Annotated in this window: 24 protein-coding genes; 13 read left to right on the top strand and 11 right to left on the bottom strand. The window is 65.4% G+C overall.

Going from position 1 to position 22,699, the window contains the following annotated elements:
* Window positions 1-88: 88 nt before the first annotated feature.
* The 6 genes from ACMGG8_RS15410 to ACMGG8_RS15385 all read right to left on the bottom strand — a co-directional run bounded on the left by ACMGG8_RS15410 (window position 89) and on the right by ACMGG8_RS15385 (window position 6,341).
* A complete protein-coding gene (locus tag ACMGG8_RS15410) occupies window positions 89-307 on the bottom strand; it encodes a hypothetical protein (RefSeq protein WP_060844063.1) in 219 nt (72 codons plus the stop codon).
* Window positions 308-692: 385 nt separating this feature from the next.
* Window positions 693-1,130 (bottom strand): Lrp/AsnC family transcriptional regulator, encoded by a 438-nt coding sequence (locus ACMGG8_RS15405; RefSeq protein ID WP_060840062.1) that lies wholly within the window; start codon window positions 1,128-1,130, stop codon window positions 693-695.
* A 22-nt stretch (window positions 1,131-1,152) separates the two neighbouring features.
* Window positions 1,153-2,529 (bottom strand): threonine synthase, encoded by a 1,377-nt coding sequence (gene thrC / locus ACMGG8_RS15400; RefSeq protein ID WP_414159851.1) that lies wholly within the window; start codon window positions 2,527-2,529, stop codon window positions 1,153-1,155.
* Window positions 2,530-2,545: 16 nt separating this feature from the next.
* A complete protein-coding gene (locus tag ACMGG8_RS15395; protein WP_060840064.1) occupies window positions 2,546-3,436 on the bottom strand; it encodes a LysR substrate-binding domain-containing protein in 891 nt (296 codons plus the stop codon).
* A gap of 41 nt (window positions 3,437-3,477) precedes the next feature.
* A complete protein-coding gene (locus ACMGG8_RS15390) occupies window positions 3,478-4,914 on the bottom strand; it encodes an amino acid permease (protein WP_060840065.1) in 1,437 nt (478 codons plus the stop codon).
* Window positions 4,915-5,066: 152 nt separating this feature from the next.
* Window positions 5,067-6,341, bottom strand: a complete 1,275-nt coding sequence (locus ACMGG8_RS15385) for a cystathionine gamma-synthase family protein (protein ID WP_414159850.1) — start codon at window positions 6,339-6,341, stop codon at window positions 5,067-5,069.
* Window positions 6,342-6,579: 238 nt separating this feature from the next.
* On the opposite strand from ACMGG8_RS15385, the gene ACMGG8_RS15380 reads away from it, so the two are divergent.
* Complete coding sequence (locus ACMGG8_RS15380; RefSeq protein ID WP_414159849.1) at window positions 6,580-7,116, top strand: DinB family protein; 537 nt, start codon at window positions 6,580-6,582, stop codon at window positions 7,114-7,116.
* Here ACMGG8_RS15380 and ACMGG8_RS15375 read toward each other — a convergent pair whose 3' ends face one another.
* Window positions 7,117-7,428 carry a hypothetical protein gene (locus tag ACMGG8_RS15375; RefSeq protein ID WP_047305198.1) on the bottom strand — a complete coding sequence of 104 codons (312 nt, stop codon included), beginning with the start codon at window positions 7,426-7,428 and terminating at the stop codon, window positions 7,117-7,119. It abuts the gene before it with no gap.
* A 92-nt stretch (window positions 7,429-7,520) separates the two neighbouring features.
* Here ACMGG8_RS15375 and ACMGG8_RS15370 point away from each other — a divergent pair, with 92 nt between their 5' ends.
* Together ACMGG8_RS15370 and ACMGG8_RS15365 are read left to right on the top strand one after the other, a co-directional pair.
* A complete protein-coding gene (locus ACMGG8_RS15370; RefSeq protein WP_414159848.1) occupies window positions 7,521-7,820 on the top strand; it encodes a YceK/YidQ family lipoprotein in 300 nt (99 codons plus the stop codon).
* A 63-nt stretch (window positions 7,821-7,883) separates the two neighbouring features.
* Window positions 7,884-8,273, top strand: a complete 390-nt coding sequence (locus ACMGG8_RS15365) for a YceK/YidQ family lipoprotein (RefSeq protein WP_233789229.1) — start codon at window positions 7,884-7,886, stop codon at window positions 8,271-8,273.
* A 42-nt stretch (window positions 8,274-8,315) separates the two neighbouring features.
* On the opposite strand, the gene ACMGG8_RS15360 is transcribed toward ACMGG8_RS15365, so the two are convergent.
* A complete protein-coding gene (locus ACMGG8_RS15360) occupies window positions 8,316-9,089 on the bottom strand; it encodes an EAL domain-containing protein (RefSeq protein ID WP_108545712.1) in 774 nt (257 codons plus the stop codon).
* Window positions 9,090-9,337: 248 nt separating this feature from the next.
* On the opposite strand from ACMGG8_RS15360, the gene ACMGG8_RS15355 reads away from it, so the two are divergent.
* A complete protein-coding gene (locus ACMGG8_RS15355) occupies window positions 9,338-10,339 on the top strand; it encodes an AraC family transcriptional regulator (protein ID WP_060840071.1) in 1,002 nt (333 codons plus the stop codon).
* 56 nt (window positions 10,340-10,395) lie between these two features.
* On the opposite strand, the gene ACMGG8_RS15350 is transcribed toward ACMGG8_RS15355, so the two are convergent.
* Complete coding sequence (locus ACMGG8_RS15350; RefSeq protein WP_060840072.1) at window positions 10,396-10,914, bottom strand: SgcJ/EcaC family oxidoreductase; 519 nt, start codon at window positions 10,912-10,914, stop codon at window positions 10,396-10,398.
* A 172-nt stretch (window positions 10,915-11,086) separates the two neighbouring features.
* Between ACMGG8_RS15350 and ACMGG8_RS15345 the strand changes: the two genes are divergently transcribed.
* The 4 genes from ACMGG8_RS15345 to ACMGG8_RS15330 are packed head-to-tail and all read left to right on the top strand — an operon-like array spanning window position 11,087 to window position 15,682.
* Window positions 11,087-12,244 carry a sensor histidine kinase gene (locus tag ACMGG8_RS15345; RefSeq protein WP_129405754.1) on the top strand — a complete coding sequence of 386 codons (1,158 nt, stop codon included), beginning with the start codon at window positions 11,087-11,089 and terminating at the stop codon, window positions 12,242-12,244.
* Window positions 12,241-12,909, top strand: a complete 669-nt coding sequence (locus ACMGG8_RS15340) for a response regulator (RefSeq protein ID WP_129405755.1) — start codon at window positions 12,241-12,243, stop codon at window positions 12,907-12,909. The genes ACMGG8_RS15345 and ACMGG8_RS15340 overlap by 4 nt, the downstream gene beginning before the upstream one ends.
* Window positions 12,906-15,233, top strand: a complete 2,328-nt coding sequence (locus tag ACMGG8_RS15335; protein ID WP_129405756.1) for an ATP-binding protein — start codon at window positions 12,906-12,908, stop codon at window positions 15,231-15,233. Before ACMGG8_RS15340 ends, ACMGG8_RS15335 begins: the two co-directional genes overlap by 4 nt.
* Window positions 15,230-15,682 (top strand): response regulator, encoded by a 453-nt coding sequence (locus ACMGG8_RS15330; RefSeq protein ID WP_060840076.1) that lies wholly within the window; start codon window positions 15,230-15,232, stop codon window positions 15,680-15,682. Before ACMGG8_RS15335 ends, ACMGG8_RS15330 begins: the two co-directional genes overlap by 4 nt.
* Window positions 15,683-15,990: 308 nt before the next feature.
* On the opposite strand, the gene ACMGG8_RS15325 is transcribed toward ACMGG8_RS15330, so the two are convergent.
* Complete coding sequence (locus ACMGG8_RS15325; RefSeq protein WP_414159847.1) at window positions 15,991-16,788, bottom strand: AraC family transcriptional regulator; 798 nt, start codon at window positions 16,786-16,788, stop codon at window positions 15,991-15,993.
* Window positions 16,789-16,873: 85 nt separating this feature from the next.
* On the opposite strand from ACMGG8_RS15325, the gene ACMGG8_RS15320 reads away from it, so the two are divergent.
* The 5 genes from ACMGG8_RS15320 to ACMGG8_RS15300 all read left to right on the top strand — a co-directional run bounded on the left by ACMGG8_RS15320 (window position 16,874) and on the right by ACMGG8_RS15300 (window position 21,804).
* A complete protein-coding gene (locus tag ACMGG8_RS15320) occupies window positions 16,874-17,872 on the top strand; it encodes a bile acid:sodium symporter family protein (protein ID WP_060840078.1) in 999 nt (332 codons plus the stop codon).
* Between the two features lie 96 nt (window positions 17,873-17,968).
* The gene (locus ACMGG8_RS15315) at window positions 17,969-18,997 is read left to right on the top strand and encodes a hypothetical protein (RefSeq protein WP_414159846.1); all 1,029 of its coding nucleotides are present in this window, start codon (window positions 17,969-17,971) and stop codon (window positions 18,995-18,997) included.
* A gap of 152 nt (window positions 18,998-19,149) precedes the next feature.
* A complete protein-coding gene (locus ACMGG8_RS15310) occupies window positions 19,150-19,833 on the top strand; it encodes a hypothetical protein (protein ID WP_129405759.1) in 684 nt (227 codons plus the stop codon).
* 132 nt (window positions 19,834-19,965) lie between these two features.
* A complete protein-coding gene (locus ACMGG8_RS15305; protein ID WP_414159845.1) occupies window positions 19,966-20,994 on the top strand; it encodes a hypothetical protein in 1,029 nt (342 codons plus the stop codon).
* A 189-nt stretch (window positions 20,995-21,183) separates the two neighbouring features.
* Complete coding sequence (locus tag ACMGG8_RS15300) at window positions 21,184-21,804, top strand: LysE family translocator (RefSeq protein WP_414159844.1); 621 nt, start codon at window positions 21,184-21,186, stop codon at window positions 21,802-21,804.
* Between the two features lie 12 nt (window positions 21,805-21,816).
* Here the strand turns inward: ACMGG8_RS15300 and ptrR are convergent, their stop codons facing one another.
* Window positions 21,817-22,695 carry a putrescine utilization regulator PtrR gene (ptrR, locus tag ACMGG8_RS15295; protein WP_060841982.1) on the bottom strand — a complete coding sequence of 293 codons (879 nt, stop codon included), beginning with the start codon at window positions 22,693-22,695 and terminating at the stop codon, window positions 21,817-21,819.
* Between the last annotated feature and the right edge of the window lie 4 nt (window positions 22,696-22,699).

Raw genomic sequence — 22,699 nt, 5'->3', positions numbered from 1 at the left:
CGGAATTAGAGGAACAGGTCCAAACGCAAGTAGATCGGTGCTTCGCGCTCACTCAGGGCATCTGGCCGCTCGAGGGAGTGGGCGAAGGTCAGGCTGGCGGCGAGGTGCTTGCCGCGGGCAGGTCCTTGAGCTCTTCGAGACGCCGCTGCTGTTCCTCCTGCAGGCGATTCTGCAGGTCGTGGATCAGGTCCTGGTCGTCGGGATTGAAGGTCAGCAAGGGGGCGGCAATCGCCATGTGCAATGGACCGACCAGCAGCAGGCAGGACAGTACACAGCACAACCTCATCCTGAGGGTGGAGATGGACATACTCGATCCTTCGAAAGGGCAGTAAGGTCATGACAAAGCGGGCGATGTTAATGTGCCACTATCTTGGCGTCAAACAAGCACTCAACACCCCGACAAACTGCACATCTCCACCAAAAGCCAGGCCCTGCAGCGGGTGCCGATACTAAAATTGCACCGGTAACCGACACATCAGACGCTTCTGAATCTTCAGGAAGGATTTCCTGGTTGCGGACTGTTGATACGCCAGCGCCGCCTCTTCGGGCCATCGGCTTTCATCGCCTGTTTCCCCTTGAGCCATTTCAACGTGTACCACCCCCTGTTCATAAGGCATGAACAGGCACAACCTGCGGCTCCGAAAAGGCAAAAAAACCAGCCATGGCTGGTTTTTCAAGCAGGCAGACGGCCCCTAACTCACCGACGACAAGACAAAGGACGTCACGGTGTTTTCCACTCCGGGCAAGGCGGCGATGTCATTCCACACCCGGTGCACCCGCTCCGCGGTGGCGGCGCTGACCCGCACCAGCACGTCGAACTCGCCACTGAGCACTTCGCACTGGACGATCTCCGGCATCGCCCGCAGGGCCTGCAACACCTCGGCGCCACGCATGCGGTCGTAGCGGTAGACGAAGATCAGCGCGTTGATCCGGGTATCCGCGCCGCGCCCTTCGCCCACGCGAATGGTGTAGCCCTGGATCGCGCCGTCGCGCTCCAGGCGTTCGATGCGCTGGCGCACGGCATTGCGCGACAGGTTGACCTTGGCCGCCAGCTCGGCATGAGCCGCCCGGGCATTGACGCTCAGCTCGGCCAGGATGCGCTCGTCCAGAGGATCCAGAATCCGCTTCATACAGCCCCCTTGAACCGGTCCATCACAGTGCCTTCAGGCAATGCAGCAATGCGGCAAAATCATCCGCCGCCAGGGTCTGCCACTGCTGCGTCGAGGGCGCTGCCACCGGTGGCGGGACCACCCCGGGGATGCCCAGCGAGCCCAGCAGCCGCGCCGACTTGGCCGGTGCGATTTCCCCCAGGGTGACCATCGGTGCCACCAGACTGCGGCGGTACAGGCGCGCCGCCAGCACCCCGGTGGCGGCGTGGGGATCGATGACGTAGCCGGTGTCCCGATACAGGCTGACGATCTCCTTGCCGGTCTCTTCGTCGCTGACCGAATAGGAGTCGATGATCATCCGCGCCTGCAGCCAGGCCTCGTTGTTCAGGCTCATCTCGCCGCTGTCCTCGAAGCCCTGCATCAGCGCCGCCACCGCCTGCGGGTCCTGGCCATACAGCTCCCAGACCAGGCGTTCGAGGTTGGCGAACAGCGACAGGTCCATGGCCGGCGACAGGCTCTGGCGAGCCTGCCCGCGGGAGTAGCGGTTCTTCAGGAACAGCTGATGCAGCGCGTCATTGCTATTGGTGGCGACAATCATCTGGGTGATCGGCAGGCCCATCTTCTGCACGATGTAGCCGGCATAGACTTCGGCGAAACTCGCCGCCGGCACGCTGAAGCCGATGGGCCGCTGACCGCCGCCCAGTTGCAGCACGGCATGGAAATACAGCACCAGCTGGGCCATGACCCCCACCCAGTTGCTGGAGTTGAAGCCGATCGCCTCGTGCTCGGGCAAAGGCCACTGGCGCAGCAGGCGGCTGACCAGGGTCTGGCAGTCGTCGAAACTGCCCTGCACCGTAAAGCGCCACAACCCCGGGTGATGCGCCGCCTGCAACTGCCGCCCCTGCTGCTCGGGCACGCCGTGCTGCGGGTAGAACACCAGCACCTGGGTCTGCGGGCAGTCCTTGAAGGCGTCGATCGCCGCCAGCCCGGTGTCGCCGTTGCTGGCGCCCACCAGCACCCCGCGACGCTGCCGGCGCTGGAGAAAATAGCTCACCAGTTGGGCCTGCAGGCGCGCGGCAAAATCCTTGGCCGAACCGCTGGGACCGTGAAACAGCTCCAGCAGCCATTCGTTGCGATCGATCTGCCGCAAAGGCGCCACCGCACGGTGGCCAAAACCGCTGTAGGCCCGGTGCAGCAACGCCTTGAAGTCGGCCTCGGGCAGGCTGTCGCCGACAAAGGGGCTGAGCACGCGAAAGGCCAGTTCGGGGTAATCCAGGGTCGACCAGTTGGCGATTTCCTGGGGGCTGAAACACGGCAGCCGCTGCGGCACATACAGCCCGCCATCGGCGGCCACGCCGGACAAAACCACGGTTGCAAAATCCACCTGTTCGGCGGCACTGCGGGTACTCACATAGCGCATGCTTGGCTCCGGCCAGTCATTTGTAGCGATGGGCCTGCTCCACCAGCCAGGTGGAGAACTTCAGCGCATCGGGGTGTTGCTCGGCATCGGCGCCGCGCACCAGGTAAAAGGATTCGCTGGCCTCGATACGCTGCTCGAAGGGCTCCACCAGACGCCCGTCGGCCAGCATGTCGGCGACCATCGAGGAACGGGCCAGGGCCACGCCCTGCCCCAGTTCGGCCATGCGCAGGGTCGAGATCAGGGTGTCGAACTGCATGCCCCGGGACGAGTCCACGCCTCTGGCGCCGGCCCGTTCAAGCCAGTAGCCCCAGCCCTCTTCGTAGCCCAGCACGTGCAGCAGTTGATGGCGGGCCAGATCGTCCGGCACCTGCAGCGGCAGGCGCGCCAGCAGCGCCGGTGCGCAGACCGGGACCAGGCTGTCCCAGGTCAGGCGCTGGGCCACAAGCCCCGGCCAGTGACCGCGACCCCAGCGGATTTCCAGGTCGTCTTCGCCATCCAGTTCCTTGACCCAGATATTGCTGATGTACCGAATGTCCACCTGGGGCTGGGCCTGCTGAAAGGTCAGCAGCTTGGGCGCCAGCCAGTGGACGAAGAACGCCAGGCTGCCGCGCACCTTGATCGGCCGGTGCTGGTGCTGGCCGAAAATCTCGTTGGTGCCCACCGCCAGCCGGGTGATGGCGTCCTGCACCACCGGCAGGTAGGAGCGGCCCTCCTCGGTCAGGTCCAGGCCCCGGGGCAGGCGCTTGAACAGCGCCACCCCGAGGTGGCTTTCCAGCTGGCGGATCTGCTGGCTCACCGCCCCCTGGGTGAGGAACAGCTCCTCGGCGGCGTGGGTGAAGTTCAGGCAGCGGGCGGACACTTCGAAGGCGCGCAGCCAGTTCAGCGGGGGCAAGCTTTTCTGCTTCATGGCCTGGCTCTCATGAACACCCTGGATGCCGTTGCCGTCCGTCAGCCCGGCAGGGCATCGGACGAGCGTGCCAGAGGTGCCAGGGCCAGGCGCCGCTGGCGGCTACTGCGGGTAATGTAATACACGAAGTAGCACCAGGCGATGAACGGCACACCGAAGTACAGGGCCACCCGCTGCTCGGGATCGAAGCCGATGCCGACACAGGCCAGGGCGCAGCACAACAGCGCCCCCAGCGGCACCCAGGGGTAGCCACGGACACGGAATTTCAGGTCGCGCACATCGCCGCCGTTGGCCACGAAGTGCCGGCGGAAGGCGATCTGGCTGGCGGCGATGCTCATCCACACCACCACCACCGCCAGCCCGGAAATCGACACCAGGGCCAGGTAGATGGTGTCCGGGGCGAACACGCTGCTGAGCAGCGAGGCGGCGCCGCCGGCCATGCTCACGATGATCGCGTTGAGCGGCGTGCCCATGCGGGTCAGGGCCGAGAACTGCTTGGGCAGATGGCCCTGGTCGCTCAGGGTCCAGAGCATCCGCGAGGCGGCGTACAGCCCGGAGTTGGCGGCGGACAGCAGCGCACTGATGATCACGAAGTTCATGATGTCGGCCGAGTACGGAATGCCGATGTAGGTGAACACCGTGACGAACGGACTTTCCACCAGGCCGGCCTGCTCTCGGGGCAACAGGGTGGCGAGGACGAAGATGGTGCCGACGAAGAAGATCGCCAGGCGCAGCACCGTGGTGCGGATCGCCCGTGGCACGTTGCGTTGCGGGTCACGGGTTTCGCCGGCGGCGATACCGATCAGCTCGGTGCCGGAGAAGGCAAAGGCCACCGCCAGCAAAGTCATGGCGATCGGCATGAAGCCGGTGGGGAACAGCCCCTCGCGGGTGAAGTTGCTCAGGCCAATGCTGTGGGCCTGGTCGATGTGTAAAAGACCGAGGATCGCCCCGCCCCCCACCGCCAGGAAGGCCAGCACGGTGACCACCTTGACCAGCGACAGCCAGAACTCGGTTTCGGCGAACAGCCGCACCGACACCACGTTGGACAGGAACACCACCATGGCGAACAGCGCGCTCCAGATCCACACCGGGGTGTCGGGGAACCAGCGGGCCATGAGGATCCCGGCGGCGGTGAACTCCGAGCCGATGGCCACGGTCCAGGTCAGCCAGTACAGCCAGGCCACGGTGTAACCGGTGCCGGGGCCGAGAAAGCGTGTGGCGTAGGTGCTGAAGGAGCCGGTCTCGGGCATCTGCACCGCCAGTTCGCCCAGGCACATCATCACCAGGTACACCATCAGCGCGCCGATGATGTAGGCGATCACCGCGCCCAGCGGGCCGGCCTGGTTCACCGTGTAGCCGGAAGTGAGGAACAGCCCGGTGCCGATCACCCCGCCAAGGGCGAGCATGACAATGTGCCGGGTCTGCATTTCTTGCTTGAAGCCGCCGCGCAAGTCGGCCTGTTGTTCTTGTAGGGACATGATGGTTCTCATGAAAGTTGTCAGGGCAAGTCTCAATTTCTGCGACTGTGGAAATGGGCAGAAAACAAATCGGATGCCACCAGGTTTTTATTGTTATTCCTCTTCATGAAGCCCCCACTGGCTGCCTTGCTGTGGGGGTATTGCGCGCTCTTTCAGTGGGCCACCTCGACCCGGACATTCAGGGAAGGGACGGCGCCGGGCGCCGGGTTGTGCTTGAGGGATTGGCGCAGCCAGGCAAAGGCTTGCTGCAGGTCCGCCAGCAGATCATCGGTGTCTTCGATGCCCACCGAGATCCGCACCAGGCCTTCGGAAATGCCCAGGGCCTGACGCTCTTCCAGGGTGTTTTCGACATGGCTGGTGGTGCGCGCCGGACCGTAGATGGTTTCCACCGCGCCCAGGTTGCCGGCGCAGTGGGCATAGCGCAGGCGCGGCAGGAGCAGCTTGACGCTGTCCATGCCGCCCACCAGGACAAAGCTGACGATGGCGCCGAAACCGCGCATCTGCGCACAGGCCACGGCGTGGTTCGGGTGGCTCGGCAAGCCCGGGTAGTTCACCGACTCCACCAGCGGTTCGTTAAGCAGGAACTGCGCCAGCTGCGCCGCGCTGTGCTGTTGCTGGCGCATGCGCAGGGCCAGGGTCTTGATCCCGCGGATGATCAGGTAGGCCGAGAACGGATCGAGGCTGGCACCGTTGATTTCCCGGTAGTGACGCACCTGGCTCATCAGCGCCTCGCTGCCGCAGGCCACGCCACCCAGCACATCGCCGTGGCCACTGAGGAACTTGGTGGCGCTGTGGATCACCACGTCCACGCCCAGGGCCAGGGGATTCTGGTTCAGCGGCGTGGCGAAGGTGTTGTCCGCCACCACCAGGGCGCCGACCTGTTTCGCCGCGGTGACCAGACGCTGGATGTCGACGATCTTCAGGGTCGGGTTGGTCGGGGTTTCCAGGTACAGCAGGTCGCAACCCTTGGCAATCTCGGCTTCGATCTGCTGCTGGTCGAAGGTTTCGCAGAGGGTCACGGCCACGCCCATGCGCGGCAGGAACTCTTCGAAAATCTTGTTGGTGCCGCCGTAGCTGTCCTTGGTCGACACCACCCGCTGGCCGTGGCGCAGGAAGCTGTAGAGCACCCCGCTGATGGCCGCCATGCCGCTGCTGAAGGCCACCGCCGATTCGGCGTTTTCCAGGTCGCACAATTTGGCTTCCAGGGTTTCCACCGTGGGGTTGCTCATGCGGCTGTAGATGAAGCCCGGGGCCTTGCCCAGGGCCACGTCGTACCACTGGTCGATGTCGTCGTAGCCGTAGGCGGCGCTGGCGACAATCGGGGTTTGCGTGGCGTTGTAGGGGTGACGGACTTGCTCTCCGCCCCAGACCACGCGAGTGGCGGTCCCGGGATTTTCCAGCCCTGTGCGTTCAGGTTTTTTATTCATTGCAACGGCTCACCATAAAGGGTGCGCGGCGTGTTGCCGCGCTGGATCTGGTGGCCAATATAGAGAAAAGCCCAAGCCCCGAGAAACGATGTTATCGGGGCCAAAGGGGCGGTTTTTTTAATGGCTGCAAGGCCCTGCAAACAGCCGGCGCGCAAGGCTTTCGTCGCGACCCTTGCCGGCGTGCAGCGAGACTTGCGAAGCTGCTGCCCCCCGCCCGCAAAAACCCAGAGGAACCACAATGCAGCGCACCAAGCACCTGTGCCTGATGGCCCGCTACAACCAATGGATGAACACCAAGCTGTACCACGCCGCCATGACCCTGCCCGAGGCGCAGATCGTCCTCGATCGCCAGGCTTTTTTCGGCTCGATCCTCGGCACCCTCAATCATTTGCTGGCCGGCGACACCATCTGGCTCAAGCGTTTTGCCCAGCACCCGGCGCGGTTTGCGGCCCTGGCGCCGCTGCAAGGGGTGGCCCTGCCCCAGGACCTCAAGACCCTGCTGTTCCCAAACCTGGGCGGGCTCTGGCAGCAACGCCAGTGGCTGGACCAGTTGATCCTCGATTTCAGCCAATCCCTGAACGACACCGACCTGGACAGCAGCCTGCATTACACCAACACCCAAGGCGTGGTCGCCGAGCGCGATTTCTATAGCCTGCTGGTGCATTTCTTCAATCACCAGACCCATCACCGGGGCCAGGCCAGCACCCTGCTGACCCAGGCCGGGGTGGATGTCGGCGATACCGACCTGCTTATGCTGATCCCCAGCGAAATCTGATCAGGCTTGCGCCCAACGGGCGCGCAACAGGGGCAGGCCGTGCTCGTGCCAGAAGACCATGGAAATCCCGCCGCTGGACATGCCGCCATGGGCAAAGGCCTCGACGAAGAAATGCCCTGCCGAGCTCCAGGCACTGCCGGTCAATTGCTCGAAGGCCTGGACGATCAGGGCTTCCAACTGCTGCGCCGTGGCCGGCCAGGGCGTGTGGGCCAGATGCGCGGCCATGGCTCGCCACAGATAGGGGTCACCCCGCAACCCCCAAGACAGCGGTTCCTCGGCAAACAGCCGTGCGACGCTGCGCTCTCCCCTCATCGAACCCTCCCGGCACTGCGCCCAGTATTTATTCAGCGCCCAATCTAGCGTCTGCACCGCGCTTCTGCGACCATGCGCGCGAAAAAATCCGCTTGCTAAGGAATGGCGCCATCAAAGCCCTCAATGCCCTGTTCGTTGTGTCCATGCTGTCCCTGGCGGGCTGCGGCACCCTGATCGCTCGCACGCCCAATGCCCATAGCGGCTACGACTACTACAAAGGCACCCAGGCCAATATCGAACTGCTGACCATGCGCGGCGCCAGCGGCTACGACGGCTATGCCACGCTCTTCTGCTGGATGAGCATCGTCTGCCCGGTGGTGGCCATCGTCAGCCTGCCGGTGGACGCCGTGGCCGACACCGCGCTGCTGCCCCATGACGCGATGAATCACTGATTCTCGCCGGCCCCTGCCTCGACCCTGCGTGGAAGCCTGATCATCCGAATCCTCCATTACCTGTTGCTGCTCAACACCCTGCTGCTGTCCGGCTGTGGCACCTACATGACTCGCGGCAATGCCCTGGACTTTCGCGACGATCGCTACTACCGCAGCGTCAAGACCAACGCCCAAGTGCTCACCGGCTACGACATGGGCTACGCGCGCATGATCACCGGCGGCTGCTGGGTGACGGTGGTGTGCCCGATCCTGATGATCGCCAGCCTGCCCCTGGATGCGGCGCTCGACACCGTGCTGCTGCCCTACGACGCGTTCCAGCCGGAACGGCCCAAGCGCAACCTGCACGTGGACATGAAGGAGATTCCCGAGGAAGAGCTGCCGGCATTGCCCATCAGTGCCGAGGTGCAAGACCCGACGGCCCACACCCCGCCCATCACCCCGCAGGCTGATTGAACCCCGTCAGGCGGGCTCGCGCCGTGCCTTGGCGCCACCGGGCTAGGCCTGATCCAGCGCACACCGCGGCGCCATCTGCTGCTCCAGGCAGCAGCGCCGGCCGAGGCGATCGACTTGCGGGCGCCCGAACAGATAGCCCTGCCCCCACTCGCCGCCACAGGCCGTGGCCAGGTTCTGGTCGGTGCTGGTCTCGATGCCTTCGATGATCACGCAGGGCGCCAGGGTCTTGCACAGCTGCACCAGGTGGCTGAGGGTCTGGGCGCTGTTGAGTTCGCCACGGGCGCGCTGGATGTAGCCCTTGTCGATCTTGACGATGTCCGGCCGGGTCTGGCGGATGAATTCCAGGGTGCCCAGGCCCGCGCCGAAATCGTCGATGGCCACCCGGCAGCCCAGTTCCCGCAGGCACAGGACGAACTCGCTGGCCGCCTCGATGCTCGGCGGCGTGGCGCTTTCGGTGATCTCGATCACCAGGCGCGCGGCCACTGAGGGTGAGTCGCGCAGCACCTGCAGAATCGGCGACCAGAAGCCGTCGATGATCGCGCTCTGGGCGGAAATATTGCACCCCAGGCGCAGGCGTTCATCACGGTGCAGCGCATCGATCACGCAGCGCACCACGCTTTGATCGAGCTCGCGCATCAGTTGGTGTTTTTCCAGCAGCGCCAGAGGATAGACTTCGCCGCCCTGAGCATCGATGTGGCGCAGCAAGCTTTCGTGGTACAGCACGCGGCTGCTGTCGGGCAGCCACACCACCGGCTGGAACGCCAGCATCAGGCGGCCCTGGGCCAGTTCACGATAAAAGTCTCTGACGCTTTGCATGACAACTCCCCGGGCAAGACAACGGCACCCTCGCGGCGAACCGGATGCGACGCGCTGGCCGTCACCCTTTCCAAGGGCCCTGGCCGAACATGATCGACCCCGGCACAGGCCTTGAGGAAGTGTTCCTGGATACCTTTCGCTTGTCCTCGGAAACGCGCGGCACTGCTGAATCGTCTGTGGCCCCGTGTTTATTGCAATCATGCCAACGGCCTCTCCGATATCACTAAGCCATCAGTCCAGGAAGACCTATGCATAGAATGACCAGCGCCAGCTTTAGGGTGCTTGCCGATGTCATGAATGAGGGCGGCGCCCACGTCGAAACCTTGCTCAAGCAATTGGGCAGCAGCCTGCGGGATGTGTATGAAAACCCCAAGGGCGTGAGGCTGGAACTGGTCTATCAGGTGATACAGGAAGCGGTGCGCCGCACCGGCAAGCCGGACCTGGGCCTGCTGGCCTACAGCAAGGCCCATCCGGCCAACCTGGAGGCATTGGGGTATGCGGTAATGTCCTGCGCCACCCTGGGCATCGCGCTGCAACGCCTGGTGGATTACCACGCGCTGATCAGCAACGGCTTCTGCATGTGCCTGGAGCGCAAGCCGCAGATGCTGACCCTGATCGGCTTCGACGTGGCCAGCGAACCCTCGATGATGCCCCGGGCCTTTATCGACGCCGGCGCGGCCCAGACCCTGGGCCTACTTCACTGGCTGTTGCCGCAGCACAAAGTGCGGCCCCTGACAGCCACCTTCACCTACCCGGAGCCGCTGGACACCGGGTCCCTGCGCCAGTTGCTGGGAGACAACCTGCAGTTTTGCGCGCCCTACAACAGCTTGTCCTTCAGCAGCCAGGATTGCGCCATTGCCCTGCCCACCGCCGACCCGGCCCTGGATGTGCTGCACCTGGAGTACGCGCGTAACCGCCTCAACCTGCTGCACAACGGTTCGATGACCGCCCGGGTCCGTCGAGCGTTGTCCGAACGCCTGGCCCAGGGTGCACCGAGCGACCTGCCGAACATCGCCCAGATCGTCGGGGTCAGCACCCGCAGCCTGCAACGCCGCCTGGGACACGAAGACGTGCATTTCTCGGCCTTGCTGGATGAAGCCCGCTTGATGCTGGCCCACAGCTTCCTGCGCAACTCCATGCGCAGCGTCAAATACATCGGCGCCCTGCTGGGCTTTCGCGACCAGAGCAGCTTTCACAAGGCCTGCCTGCGCTGGTTCGGCATGACCCCGGGGCGCTACCGCGAGCAGTGAGCCGCGGGAACGACAACGCCGAGCACAGGCTCGGCGTGAAGGGAACGCAAGGTGGATCAGTGAGCGGCCAGCTGCGACTGGACTTCCGGCATGGCCGAGGAGTGATGGTTGAGGATCTTCCACTGACCGTCGATACGCTCGTACAGGAAGGTGTAGCGCGCCTGGACCTTCTCGCTCTTGCCGGACGCGTCGGTCAGGGTGAAGGTGTAGACGCCGCTGTCCAGGGCGGCATCCGGGCCCAGGTGACGGATTTCACGGTAGTTGATCTGCCCCACCGGCTTGGACGCCAGGAAGTGCTCGAAGTAGTCCTGGATCTGGGCGTGAGTGCTGCGCACCTGGTTGGACACGGTCGGCTGCAACACTGCGTTCGGCGCATACAGGCTCACCACCGACTGCGGGTTGCCGGTCTGCAAGGCGCTGTTCCAGCGATCGAACAGGCCGGCGATCTCGCGGTCCTGAGCCGCTTGCGGCTGCTCGGCAACGGCGCTGTAGACATAGGGCTTGACCTCGGCGGCCACAGCCAGTGGAGCGGTGAAGGCGAAAAACAGGGCCAGGGCAGTGGTTTTCAGTTTCATACGATTTCTCCAGTGGGTTTCAATGAGCCACACTTTGCCCATCGCCGTCGTCCGCGCCATCGGCCAACTGGAGCTTTCGGCCTATGCCATTCGGCAGATAGGCGTGACGTGCAGCAGCGGGTCTAATGCCCGCTTTTGTTCAACCGCAGCGCCGCCGCACTGGAGCAACGCCATGTCCACCCCATCCTTCGACCCCGCCAGCGCCCTGGCCCTGCGCAGCCAGTATCGACAGTCCCAGAGCCGCGCCGCGCGCCTGCGACTGCTGGTGGACACCGGCCAGGAGCTTTTGCAACTGCCCCCCGAGCAGATGCGCCAGCGGGTGGTGCAACGGGCCTGCGCCTTCGCCGCCATGGACCACGGACTGCTGCTGGAATGGGCCGAGGATGGCGTGATCCACACCCGCGCCGCCCTGGGTCATGAAGAACGCCTGCAAGGCCTGCGCGCCCTGGCCGATCACCCGCAATGGCCGGAGCCGCCGCCGGACAGCGCCGTGCTGCGCGTACTGTTGCACCGCGCCGACGGCCGCGCCTTTGGCGCCCTGCTGCTGGCCAACAGCGTGCCCATCAGCCCGCCGGACAGCGAAGACCTGGAATCCCTGCAACTGCTGGCCACCCTGCTGGCGGCGCACCTGGAAAACCATCGTCTGCTGCGCGACCTGCAAGCCCGGGAGCGCAGCATGTCGGAGCTGGTGCAACGCCTGTTCAGCGCCCAGGAAGACGAACGCAAGCGGGTCGCCTATGACCTGCACGACGGCCTGGCGCAAACCCTGGCCGGGCTGCACCAGCGCCTGCAGGGCTTCGCCGGGCGTTGTCCGCCGTTGCCCGCCGAGCTGCACCAGGACCTGCAGACCATCCTGCAACTGGCACAGGGCTGCGTCGGCGAAGGCCGGCAACTGATCGGCGGCTTGCGCCCCCACGTGCTCGACGACTTCGGCCTGCTGCGGGCCATCGACCGCGAGGCCGACCGCCTGCGCGACGCCGGTCTGCTGGTGTACTGGGGGCAGCGCGCGCCGCAGCGCCTGCCCGATGCGGTGGAGATCGCCCTGTTCCGCATCGCCCAGGAAGCCATCAACAACATCCTCAAGCACGCCCGGGCCTCGCAGGTGCACCTGAGCCTGGCCCTGGAAGACGGCCTGGCGCTGCTCGGGGTCAACGATGACGGTTGCGGATTCGTCAGCTCGCCGGCCCCGGTGGCCGAGCAGCTGGGTCAGGTCGCCATGCATGAGCGCGCCCATCTGCTGGGCGGCCATTTCAGCTGCGACAGCCGGCCCGGCAGCGGCACCCGGCTGCTGGCCAGCGTGCCCGTGCAACCCTTGGAGCAAGCGCCATGAGTAGCCTGATACGCCTGGTCCTGGCGGACGACCATGAAGTGACCCGCACCGGCTTCGTCGCCCTGCTGGCGGGCAACCCGGAGTTCGAGGTGGTGGGCCAGGCCAGGGACGGTGAAGAAGCCCTGGCCCTGTGCGAGCAACTGCGCCCGGACATCGCCATCCTCGACATCCGCATGCCCCAGCTCAATGGCCTGGGGGCCGCGCGCCTTCTGCAGCAGCGCCAGCCCGAGGTCAAGGTGGTGATCTTCACCATGGACGACAGCCCCGATCACCTGGAAGCGGCCATGACCGCCGGCGCCGTGGGCTACCTGCTCAAGGACGCCAGCCGCGACGAAGTGATCGGCGCCCTGCAGCGGGTGGCCCAGGGCGAGGAAGCCCTCAACAGTGCGGTCAGTGCGCGCCTGCTGCGGCGCATGACCGAACGCGGCAGCGGCCAGATACCCCAGGCCCAGGCCCTGACCGCCCGCGAGCGCCAGGTGCTGGGGCTGGTGGCCGGCGGCTTCAGCAACCGCGAGATCGGCGAAAAGCTCGGCATCACCACCGGCACCGCCAAGGCCCACGTCGAGCGGGTGATCGGCAAGCTCGGCGCCTCCGACCGCACCCAGGCGGCGGTGCGTGGCATCGCCCTGGGACTGGTGGCCCAGCCCAGCGGGCAGTGGCCATGAACCTGCGCAGCGCCCGGCGCTGGGCCGACCTGCCGCTGCGGGGCAAGGCGCTGGTGGTGATCTCCCTGCCCCTGGTGATCCTGCTGCTGTCCCTGGTGCTGATCTACAGCGCCGAACGCCAGACCGCCCGCGCCGAAGAAGACGTGCGCCGGGTGCTGCTGGTGCAGGGCGACATCCAGACCGTGCACACCCTGCTGGCCGAGGCCGCGGCCAGCGTGCGCGGCTACCTGCTGACCCGCAGCGAGGACTTCCTGCCCGCCTACCTCCAGGCCCGTCCGCAGATCGAAGCGGCCCTGCAACGCCTGGACCGCAACGTGCGCGACACGCGCATGCGCGAGTACCTGCACACCATCACCCCGCTGATCCAGACCAAGCTCGAAGGCCTGGTGGCCCTGCGCAACGGCAGCCGCGACGACAGCGCCACGGTGACCGCGATCCTCATCGACAACAAGCAGGTGCTGGACGTGCTGCGTGAGCAGATCAGCGCCATGCGCATCCACGAGGACGCGCTGCTGGCCGAACGCACCGCGGCCGCGGCGGCAACCCGCATGCGCCTGCTGTTCGCCACCCTGCTGGCCGCCGGTTGCGGGCTGTTTGGCGCCATCGTCGCGGTGCTGCTGCTGTCCCGGGGCATCGTCACCCGGGTGCAGCAGGTCCAGGGCAACGCCCAGCGCCTGGCCCTGGGTCAGCCGCTGCTGCCGCAAGCCCCGGAACTGGATGAGATCGGCCAGTTGGGCACGCGCCTGGTGGAAGCCGGGCAACTGCTGGCCGAACGCGAGCGCGCCCTGCGCGACAACGAAGAACGCCTGCGGCTGATCATCGACGGGGTCAAGGACTACGGGATCTTCGCCCTGGACACCACCGGCATGGTCACCACCTGGAATTTCGGCGCCGAGCGGATCAAGGGCTACCGCGACCAGGAAATCATCGGCCGCCATTTCTCCCTGTTCTACCTGCCGGAAGAATGCCCGCAGCACCCGGACATGGCCCTGCGCGAAGCCACCGCCCACGGCCACTACATGGAAGAAGGCTGGCGCTGCCGCAAGGACGGCAGCCGCTTCTGGGCCAGCGTGGTGATCACCGCGCAATACGACGCCAGCGGCGCCCTGCGGGGGTTCTCCAAGATCACCCGGGACATCACCGACCGCCGCGCCGCGGAAATCGCCCTGGGCACCGCCCGCGAAGAAGCCGAAAGCGCCAGCCGCGCCAAGAGCGAGTTCCTCTCGCGCATGAGCCACGAACTGCGCACCCCGCTCAATGCCATCCTCGGTTTCGCGCAATTGCTCGACATGGACTCCAGCGCCGGCCAGCGGCCCCAGGTCGGGCACATCCTGCGGGCCGGCCAGCACCTGCTGGGGCTGATCAACGAGGTGCTGGACATCGCCCGCATCGAAGCCGGGCGCCTGCCGCTGAACGTCGAACCCATGCCCCTGGCGGCGGTGCTGCATGAGGCCCTGACCCTGGTGTCGCCGATGGCCACCGACGCCGGCATCCAGCTCAGCGCCTTGCCGGAACTGCCCGCCGACAGCGGGGTGATTGCCGATCGCCAACGCCTGATCCAGGTCCTGCTCAACCTGCTGTCCAACGCCATCAAGTACAACCGCGCCCAGGGCCGGGTCAGCATCGAGGTGACCCTGGAAGAAGCGCGCCTGCGCATTGCCGTGATCGACACCGGGGCCGGGATTGCCGCCGACCAGTTGCAACGCCTGTTCAAGCCTTTCGAACGCCTGGACGCCGATCCCAAGGTCGAAGGCACCGGCCTGGGCCTAGCCCTGAGCAAGAGCCTGCTGGAGATGATGGACGGCAGCCTGGAGGTGCACAGCACAATGGGCAGCGGCAGCCGCTTCATCCTCGAACTGCCCTGTGTGCGCCTGCCCGATGCCCCGCTCGCAACGCCCCTGGCCACCCCGGCGCTGAAGCCGCCGACGCTGCCCACGCCCAGCCCCTATCGGGGCAAGATCCTCTGCATCGAAGACAACCTGCAAAGCCTGGCGCTGATCGAAACCCTGCTGCAGCGCCGTCCGGGTATTCAGTTGCTGTCGAGCATGCAGGGCCAGCTGGGCCTGGACCTGGCCCGCCAGCACTCACCGCAGATGATCCTGCTGGACGTCAACCTGCCGGACCTGCAAGGCCTGGAAGTGCTGCAACGGCTGCGGGCCTCCGGCAGCACCGCCAGCACGCCGATCCTGATGATCACCGCCGACGCCAGCGAGCTGACCCAGCGCAGCCTGCTGGAAGCCGGCGCCACGGCGATTCTCACCAAGCCCATTCACATCCCGGCGTTCTTCGCCCACCTGGACGCCTGTTTAGCGGAGCCCCTATGACTGCCGATATGCGCATCCTCATCGTCGATGATCAGCGCCCCAACCTCGACCTGATGGAACAGCTGCTGGCCCGCGAAGGCCTGCACAACGTCCTGAGCAGCACCCAGCCGCTGCGCACCCTGGAGCTGTTCAACAGCTTCGAGCCGGACCTGGTGATCCTCGATCTGCACATGCCCGAGTTCGACGGTTTTGCCGTGCTCGAACAGCTCAATCGGCGGATTCCGGCCCACGACTACCTGCCGATCCTGGTGCTCACCGCCGACGCCACCCGCGACACCCGCCTGCGGGCCCTGGCCCTGGGCGCGCGGGACTTCATCAGCAAGCCGCTGGACGCCCTGGAAACCCTGCTGCGGATCTGGAACCTGCTGGAAACCCGGGCCCTGTACAAGACCCTGCGGACCCTGGTGCCGCCGGAGCAGATCGCACTGCTGCGCCCATCAAAGGCCTGACCTGTCGCGTCTGTCGCGTCTGTCGCGCCTGCCGCATCGTCGTATCGTCGTATCGTCGTATCGTCGTATCGTCGTATCGTCGTATCGTCGCACCGTCGCACCTGCCGCACCGTCGCACCTGCCGCACGTCGCATCGTCGCATCGTCGCACCGTCGCACCCTGTAGCCGCTGCCGCAGGCTGCGAACGGCCCGAAGGGACGTAGGGTTCTTAAGATCGATAGAGGTTCGACGGGAGGTCGCCAAGCAAGGTCCTGCGGACCTTTGCGCAGCTTCGCGGGCTCAGCAGCGGCTACAGGAATTGCGGGGGTTCAGAGGTCGTGGAAGAACTCGCCGGGGGTGGCGTCGAACTGTTGGCGAAACGCGGCGATAAACGCCGAGGTCGAGTCATAGCCGCAGGCCAGGGCCACATCGGTGACCCGCTCGCCCTGCTCCAGGGGGGTCAGGGCGCCGAGCAGGCGCAAGCGTTGGCGCCAGGCGCGAAAGGTCAGCCCGGTGTCCTTGAGAAACAGGCGGCTGAGGGTCTTCTCCGTGACCCCGAGCTTCTGGCTCCATTGACCCAGGGTGGTCGGCTGCTCCGGGTGCGCCTGCAGGCTGCGGTAGATCGTGCGCAAGCGCGCGTCCAGGGGCAGCGGCAGCATCAGGTCCAGTTGCGGCGCGGCAGCCAGCTGGTCCAGCAGCACCTGGGCCAGGCGCCCGTCGGCGCTGTCCTCGACATACTCCACCGGCAATTCGCTGAAGGCGCGGATCAGTTCCCGCAACAGGCTGCTGACCGCCAGCACCTGGCAGCTGTCGGTGGCCGCCCAGGCGGTGACGCTGCAATCCAGGTACAGGCTGCGCATTTCGGTGCGCGGCGAGCTGAACACCCGGTGCGGCACCCCGGCGGGAATCCACACCGCGCGCTGTGGCGGGGCAACAAAGCGTCCGCCAAGGGTCTGGATCTCCAGCACGCCCTGGATCGCATAGGACAATTGCACCCAGGGGTGACTGTGGCGCCGGGTCAGGGCCCGGTTGGGCAAGGATTCGGTGCGCCCGTACACCGGTCGCGGCAGACTCGGCAGCCCGGGAATACTGCGGCGGACGATCTTTTCATGTCCTTTAGGCGGCATTAATGGGCTCCTTGGCGTTAGTCGGTAAACCGCAGCCACGTTAGAGTCGCCCCACTGCACTTGGCAACCCCCGGATGAAACCGCTATGACTCGCTCACGTCTTTTGCCCGACAACTTCACCCTGACCCTGATCGGCGTGGTCCTGCTGGCCAGCTTCCTGCCGGCCAGCGGCCAGGTGGCGGTCGGTTTCGGCTGGCTGACCAACCTCGCCATCGGCCTGCTGTTCTTCCTTCACGGCGCCAAGCTGTCGCGGGAGGCGATCATCGCCGGGGCCGGTCACTGGCGCCTGCACCTGTTGGTGTTCAGCCTGACCTTCATCCTGTTTCCGGTCCTGGGGCTGGCACTCAAGCCGCTGCTGTCGCCGCTGGTGGGCAACGACCTGTACCTGGGCATGCTGTATCTGTGCGCGCTACCGGCCACGGTGCAATCGGCCATCGCCTTCACCTCCCTGGCCCGGGGCAATATCCCGGCGGCCATCTGCAGCGCCGCGGCGTCGAGCCTGTTCGGCATCTTCCTCACCCCGCTCCTGGTCACCCTGCTGCTGAACGTGCACGGCGATGGCGGCTCGACCCTGGATGCGATCATCAAGATCAGCGTGCAGTTGCTGCTGCCCTTTATCGCCGGGCAGATCGCCCGGCGCTGGATCGGCGCCTGGGTCGGGCGCAACAAGCACTGGCTGCGCTTCGTCGACCAGGGCTCGATCCTGCTGGTGGTCTACGGCGCCTTCAGCGAGGCGGTGAACGAAGGCATCTGGCACCAGATCCCGCTGTGGGAACTGGGCGGGCTGGTGGTGGCCTGCTGCATCCTCCTGGCCCTGGTGCTGCTGGCCTCGAGCTTTCTCGGCAAGCTGTTCGGCTTCGACCAGGAAGACCGCATCACCATCCTCTTCTGCGGCTCGAAAAAGAGCCTGGCCACCGGCGTGCCCATGGCCCAGGTGCTGTTCGCCGGCAGCACCATGGGCGTGCTGATTCTGCCCCTGATGCTGTTCCACCAGATCCAGCTTATGGTCTGCGCGGTGCTGGCCCAGCGCTACGCCAAGCGCCCGGAATCGGTGGCCGAGCTGATGGGCCAGGTCGACCCGTAACCTTGGCTGCCAGGCGGCCCGGCAATTGGCCGGGTCGATGGCCGTGAGGATTGCGCAATGGCATGATGCCGCGGCGAAAATCATCAAGGACCGCTGATGTTTCCCCATCGAATTCAAGCCCCCAGCCAGGCCGACCTGAAACAGCAGGTGAGCGCCCGCCTGGAGGCCGATGACCAGGCCCAGGTCATCGTCCAGTTCGCCAAGGCCGAACAGTACGACGGCGAGCTGATGAATGAGCTCGACACGCTCTGCGCCCGTTTCGGTGAACGCCTCAAGGTGCGTTTCTATAGCCATTACCCAGGCAGCGCGTTCGATGCCCGGGTGTTGCTGGCCCTGCCCCATGTGCAGTCCCTGAGCCTGGATTGCCTCGACAGCCTGGAGCACTTCGAGGCCATTGGCAGCCTGCACCGGGTCAAGGACTTTGCCCTGCAGGTCATCAGCGCCGAACTGCCGGGCCTGTTGGCCCTGCCCAACTTGAGGCGGTTGCAAACACTGCGCCTGTCCCTGGACAAAGGCCCGGCCATCGACCTGGCGCCACTGGCCGCCATGCCCGAGCTGCACACCCTGTCCCTCAGCGTACAAACCCATCACCTGGACGTGCTCAGCCAGTGCCCGGGCATCAGCCACCTGGACCTGCACCGCATGCCGGCCAAGGCGCCCCTGGGGATGGTCGCCGGCATGAGCGGCCTGCGCAGCCTCTCGGTGACCTTCGGCAGCCGCGAGCAGATGCCGGAGCTGCGCAACCCGCAGGTCAAGGAGCTGGAGATCATGCGGGTGCGCGGCCTCAACCGCCTGGACCTGGACGGCTTTCCACAGCTTGAAGCGCTGAAGATCGAGGACCAGGCGCAACTCGGCCAACTGGACCTGAGCGGTGCGCCGCAGTTGCGCAAGCTGAGCCTGATCAACCTCAAGAACCTGGGAGTGATCAACCACCTGCACACCTCGACAATCGCCGACCTGCGCCTGATCAAGATCCCACAGGTGGACCTGCTGGCCCTGATCGAGCAACAGCTGCCGCCCAGCGTGCAGTACCTGAAGTTGCACAGTGGCAAACGCGCCATGGACCAACAGATCGAGGCCCGGCAACAGCAACTGGGCATCCCGGAACCCCGTGGCCCATACTGAACACCGGCTGCCCTTGCTCGCGAAGGACGTCAACGATAACCCGCACTCACAGGAAACCTGCGGCGCTTTGGAGATCATCGCGAGCAAGCTCGCTCCTACAGAACAGCATCAACCTCACCGCTCCACCCTTTCGGACCTGATAAGGAGATCTCATGTCCTTTGTTCCCGGCTTTACCGAACTGCTGCTCAATCACCTGAAAAAAGACGAGCGCCAGCGCATCCTCAAATCCATCATGGTCAGCGCCGCTCCCGAACTCTGGTTGAGCCTGGAATCGGCGGCGTTGCTGGACATCAATCGCGAGCACTTCGGCCTCGGCGGCCAGCTGGATCAACGCGATGACTACCGCCCCAGCAACATCAGCGTTGCGCGCAGCAACGTCCCGCGCTGGCTGATCGCCGCCGAGCGGCGCAAGGTGGATATCTGGGTCGAGGACAGCTACGGCGAAGAGGCGGCAACCGCCATCGAGTTCAAGGTGGTGCACAACAACAAGAATGCCTATTACAAGATCTGGGAAATCCGCAAGGACCTGGTCAAGCAGATCCCCCGCACCAGTCCCGATGAGCGCATCGAGCGCTGGGGCATCGTGCTGCTGAGCTACTCACGCTTCTACAGCGACCAGCAAGGCAACTACAGCTACGGCAAGTTCGACAGTTGCCCGGCGTTTCTCGCCGCTTTCGAGAATGGCCTGAACGACAACAACGAATGGTATGCCGGCGCACCGGAGCTGGAACTGGTGATGAAACCAACCCGGATAGCCGACCTGGACGACGCGCATTACATCGAACCCGGGAAAGGCTCGGGGGTGTATCTGGCGCTGGTCCGGTGCAAGGCCTGAGGCTGGCCTGCAGTGCACCCATCGCCCCTGCACAGAAATCGAAAGCGCGGCGACAGTGGCCAGACGCTCAGCGTGGCGTAGCCGGGCATGCTGTATGACATGATGCCGCGCGACAAGCTTCAAGGACCGCTGATGTTTCCCCATCGAATCAAAGCACCGACCCAGGCCGACCTGCGCCTGCAGGTCGGTGCCCGGCTAGAGGCCGATCCGCGGGCCCGGGTCATCGTCCAGTGGCACAGCGTCGAGCAATACGATTGCCAACTGCTGGAACAGCTCGATGCCCTCTGCGCACGTTATGGCGAGCGCCTTACCGTGCGTTTCTACAACCACTATTCGAGCAGAGGTTTTGATGGCCGGACCTTGCTCGCCCTGCCCAACGTCCACTCGCTGAGCCTGGACGGCCTCGAAACCCTGGAACATGTCCAGGCCATTGGCAGCCTGCACCTGCTCAGGGAGCTTGCTCTGGAAGTCTTCCGCGCCGAGCTACCCGGGCTTCTGGCCCTGCCCAACCTCGAACGCCTGCACAGCCTGCGGCTCTCCCTGGACCAGGGCCCGGCCATCGATCTGGCGCCGATTGCCCGCATGCCCGAGTTGCAGAGCCTGCACATCAGCCCGCAGAGCCATGACCTGGAGATTCTGAGCCAGTGTCCGAGCATCAGCACCCTGAGTCTGCATCGCCTGCCGGCCGAGACAACCCTGGGGATGGTCGCCGGCATGAGCGGCCTGCGCAGTCTGTCGGTGGAGTTCGGCAGCCGTGAGCAGATGCCTGAGCTACATAATCCCTACGTCAGGGAGCTTGAGATCATGCGGGTTCGCGGCCTCAACCGCCTGGACCTGGACGGCTTTCCACAGCTTGAAGCGCTGAAGATCGAGGATCAGGCGCAATTGAGCCGGCTGGACCTTGGCGGGGCGCCGCAGTTGCGCAAGCTGAGCCTGAGCAACCTCAAGACCCTGGGGGAAATCAGCGGCCTGAAAACCTCGAACATCGCTGACCTGCGCCTCATCAAGGTTCCTCAGGTGGATGTACTAACACTGATCGATAGCCAACTGCCGCCCAGTGTGCAGCACCTCAAGCTACTCAGTGGCAAACAAAGCCTGGACAAACAGATCGCAGCCCGGCAACAGCAACTGGGCATCCCAGAACCCCGCTGCCCGTATTGACCCACCCTTGTGGGAGCGCGCTTGCTCGCGAAGGACGCCAACGATAATGCGCACTCGTTGGGAATAGGCGGCGCTTTGGCAAGCATCGCGAGCAAGCTCGCTCCCACAAACATGACCACACTCGTGGCGCGCATCAGTACTCCGCGGCTGTGCTAACGTTCGCCAACGTCCCGGCCTGAAACCCTGCCCATGTCGATCACTGAAAATCTCTTGGCCTTCACCCTGGCCGCCACCCTGCTGACCCTGACCCCGGGCCTGGACACCGCCCTGGTGCTGCGCACCGCCACCGTGGAAGGCAAGCACCAGGCCCTGCGCGCGGCCTTGGGCATCAACGCCGGTTGCCTGCTCTGGGGCGCGGCCGTGGCTTTCGGCCTGGGGGCCGTGATTGCAGTGTCGGAACTGGCCTTCAACCTGTTGAAGTACTGCGGCGCCGCCTACCTGGCCTGGCTGGGGCTGAACATGCTGTTGCGCCCGCGCCGCTCGTTTGCTCCGGCCAACCCGGACGGCAATCCCGGCACCCACTGGTTTCTCAAGGGCCTGCTGGGCAACGTGCTCAACCCCAAGGTGGGGATCTTCTACGTGTCCTTCCTGCCGCAGTTCATTCCCCAGGGACAGCCGCTGGTGCTCTGGACCTTCGGTCTGGTGAGCATTCACGTGGTGCTGGGGCTGGTCTGGTCCCTGCTGCTGATTGGCGCCACCCGCTCCCTGAGCGGGGTGCTGCAGCGGGAAAAGGTGATCCAGTGGATGGACCGCACCACAGGGATGATCTTCGTGCTGTTCGCCGCGCGCCTGGCCTTGAGCAGGCGTTGAACATCGCGCCCCTCAAACCTCGGCCAGCACCGCCCCACGCTCCTCCAGCAACTTCACAAAACTGCTCAAACTCTGGGACACGGTGCCGCGCCGCCAGACCAGCCAGGTGCGCAGGAAGCGAAAGCGCGGGGACAGCGGCCAGACGCTGACCGTGGCGCAGCCGGGCATGCTTTCCAGCATGCTGCGGGGCATCAGCGCCAGCCCGGCGCCGGCGCTGACGCAGGCCAGCATGCCGTGGTAGGACTCCATTTCGTGGATCTTGCCCGGCACCGCGGCGTCCTGGGTGAACCAGCTTTCGAAGTGATGGCGGTAGGAACAGTTGGCGCGAAAGGCGTAGATGCTTTCGCCGTTGACCTCCCGCGCCCGGGTGATGGGCGCGTGCCCCAGGGGCGCGATCAGGACCATTTCTTCCTCGAACACCGGCAGCCCTTCCAGGGCCGGGTGGCGCACCGGGCCGTCGACGAAGGCCGCCACCAGACGCCCGGAGAGCACGCCGTCGATCATGGTCCCCGAAGGGCCGGTGGACAGGTCCAGCTCGACCTTGGCGTATTGCTGGTTGTAAGCCGCCAGCAGCGCCGGGATGCGCACCGCCGCCGTGCTCTCCAGCGAGCCCAGGGCAAACGGGCCTTGGGGTTCCTCGCCGGCCACGGTCAGGCGCGCTTCGGCCACCAGATCGAGAATGCGCCGGGCGTAGTCGAGGAAGTTCCACCCGGCGGGCGACAGGCGCAGGCGGCTTTTTTCGCGGATGAACAGCTCCACCCCCAGGTCCTGCTCCAGTTGCTTGATCCGGGTGGTGAGGTTCGACGGCACCCGGTGGATCAACTGCGCGGCGGCGCTGATGCTGCCCTGCTCGGCAACGGCCTTGAAAATTTCCAGCTGGACCAGATCCACAGCA

The organism is Pseudomonas sp. BNK-45, assembly GCF_047456255.1.
Taxonomy (GTDB): domain Bacteria; phylum Pseudomonadota; class Gammaproteobacteria; order Pseudomonadales; family Pseudomonadaceae; genus Aquipseudomonas.
This window is presented reverse-complemented; position numbering and strand designations above follow the sequence as displayed.

Coding starts and splice junctions, on each gene's coding strand:
- ACMGG8_RS15410 (WP_060844063.1), bottom strand. CDS start 307: ATGTCCATCTCCACCCTCAGGATGAGGTTGTGCTGTGTACTGTCCTGC.
- ACMGG8_RS15405 (WP_060840062.1), bottom strand. CDS start 1,130: ATGAAGCGGATTCTGGATCCTCTGGACGAGCGCATCCTGGCCGAGCTG.
- thrC (WP_414159851.1), bottom strand. CDS start 2,529: ATGCGCTATGTGAGTACCCGCAGTGCCGCCGAACAGGTGGATTTTGCA.
- ACMGG8_RS15395 (WP_060840064.1), bottom strand. CDS start 3,436: ATGAAGCAGAAAAGCTTGCCCCCGCTGAACTGGCTGCGCGCCTTCGAA.
- ACMGG8_RS15390 (WP_060840065.1), bottom strand. CDS start 4,914: ATGTCCCTACAAGAACAACAGGCCGACTTGCGCGGCGGCTTCAAGCAA.
- ACMGG8_RS15385 (WP_414159850.1), bottom strand. CDS start 6,341: ATGAATAAAAAACCTGAACGCACAGGGCTGGAAAATCCCGGGACCGCC.
- ACMGG8_RS15380 (WP_414159849.1), top strand. CDS start 6,580: ATGCAGCGCACCAAGCACCTGTGCCTGATGGCCCGCTACAACCAATGG.
- ACMGG8_RS15375 (WP_047305198.1), bottom strand. CDS start 7,428: ATGAGGGGAGAGCGCAGCGTCGCACGGCTGTTTGCCGAGGAACCGCTG.
- ACMGG8_RS15360 (WP_108545712.1), bottom strand. CDS start 9,089: ATGCAAAGCGTCAGAGACTTTTATCGTGAACTGGCCCAGGGCCGCCTG.
- ACMGG8_RS15355 (WP_060840071.1), top strand. CDS start 9,338: ATGCATAGAATGACCAGCGCCAGCTTTAGGGTGCTTGCCGATGTCATG.
- ACMGG8_RS15350 (WP_060840072.1), bottom strand. CDS start 10,914: ATGAAACTGAAAACCACTGCCCTGGCCCTGTTTTTCGCCTTCACCGCT.
- ACMGG8_RS15345 (WP_129405754.1), top strand. CDS start 11,087: ATGTCCACCCCATCCTTCGACCCCGCCAGCGCCCTGGCCCTGCGCAGC.
- ACMGG8_RS15340 (WP_129405755.1), top strand. CDS start 12,241: ATGAGTAGCCTGATACGCCTGGTCCTGGCGGACGACCATGAAGTGACC.
- ACMGG8_RS15335 (WP_129405756.1), top strand. CDS start 12,906: ATGAACCTGCGCAGCGCCCGGCGCTGGGCCGACCTGCCGCTGCGGGGC.
- ACMGG8_RS15330 (WP_060840076.1), top strand. CDS start 15,230: ATGACTGCCGATATGCGCATCCTCATCGTCGATGATCAGCGCCCCAAC.
- ACMGG8_RS15325 (WP_414159847.1), bottom strand. CDS start 16,788: ATGCCGCCTAAAGGACATGAAAAGATCGTCCGCCGCAGTATTCCCGGG.
- ACMGG8_RS15320 (WP_060840078.1), top strand. CDS start 16,874: ATGACTCGCTCACGTCTTTTGCCCGACAACTTCACCCTGACCCTGATC.
- ACMGG8_RS15315 (WP_414159846.1), top strand. CDS start 17,969: ATGTTTCCCCATCGAATTCAAGCCCCCAGCCAGGCCGACCTGAAACAG.
- ACMGG8_RS15310 (WP_129405759.1), top strand. CDS start 19,150: ATGTCCTTTGTTCCCGGCTTTACCGAACTGCTGCTCAATCACCTGAAA.
- ACMGG8_RS15305 (WP_414159845.1), top strand. CDS start 19,966: ATGTTTCCCCATCGAATCAAAGCACCGACCCAGGCCGACCTGCGCCTG.
- ACMGG8_RS15300 (WP_414159844.1), top strand. CDS start 21,184: ATGTCGATCACTGAAAATCTCTTGGCCTTCACCCTGGCCGCCACCCTG.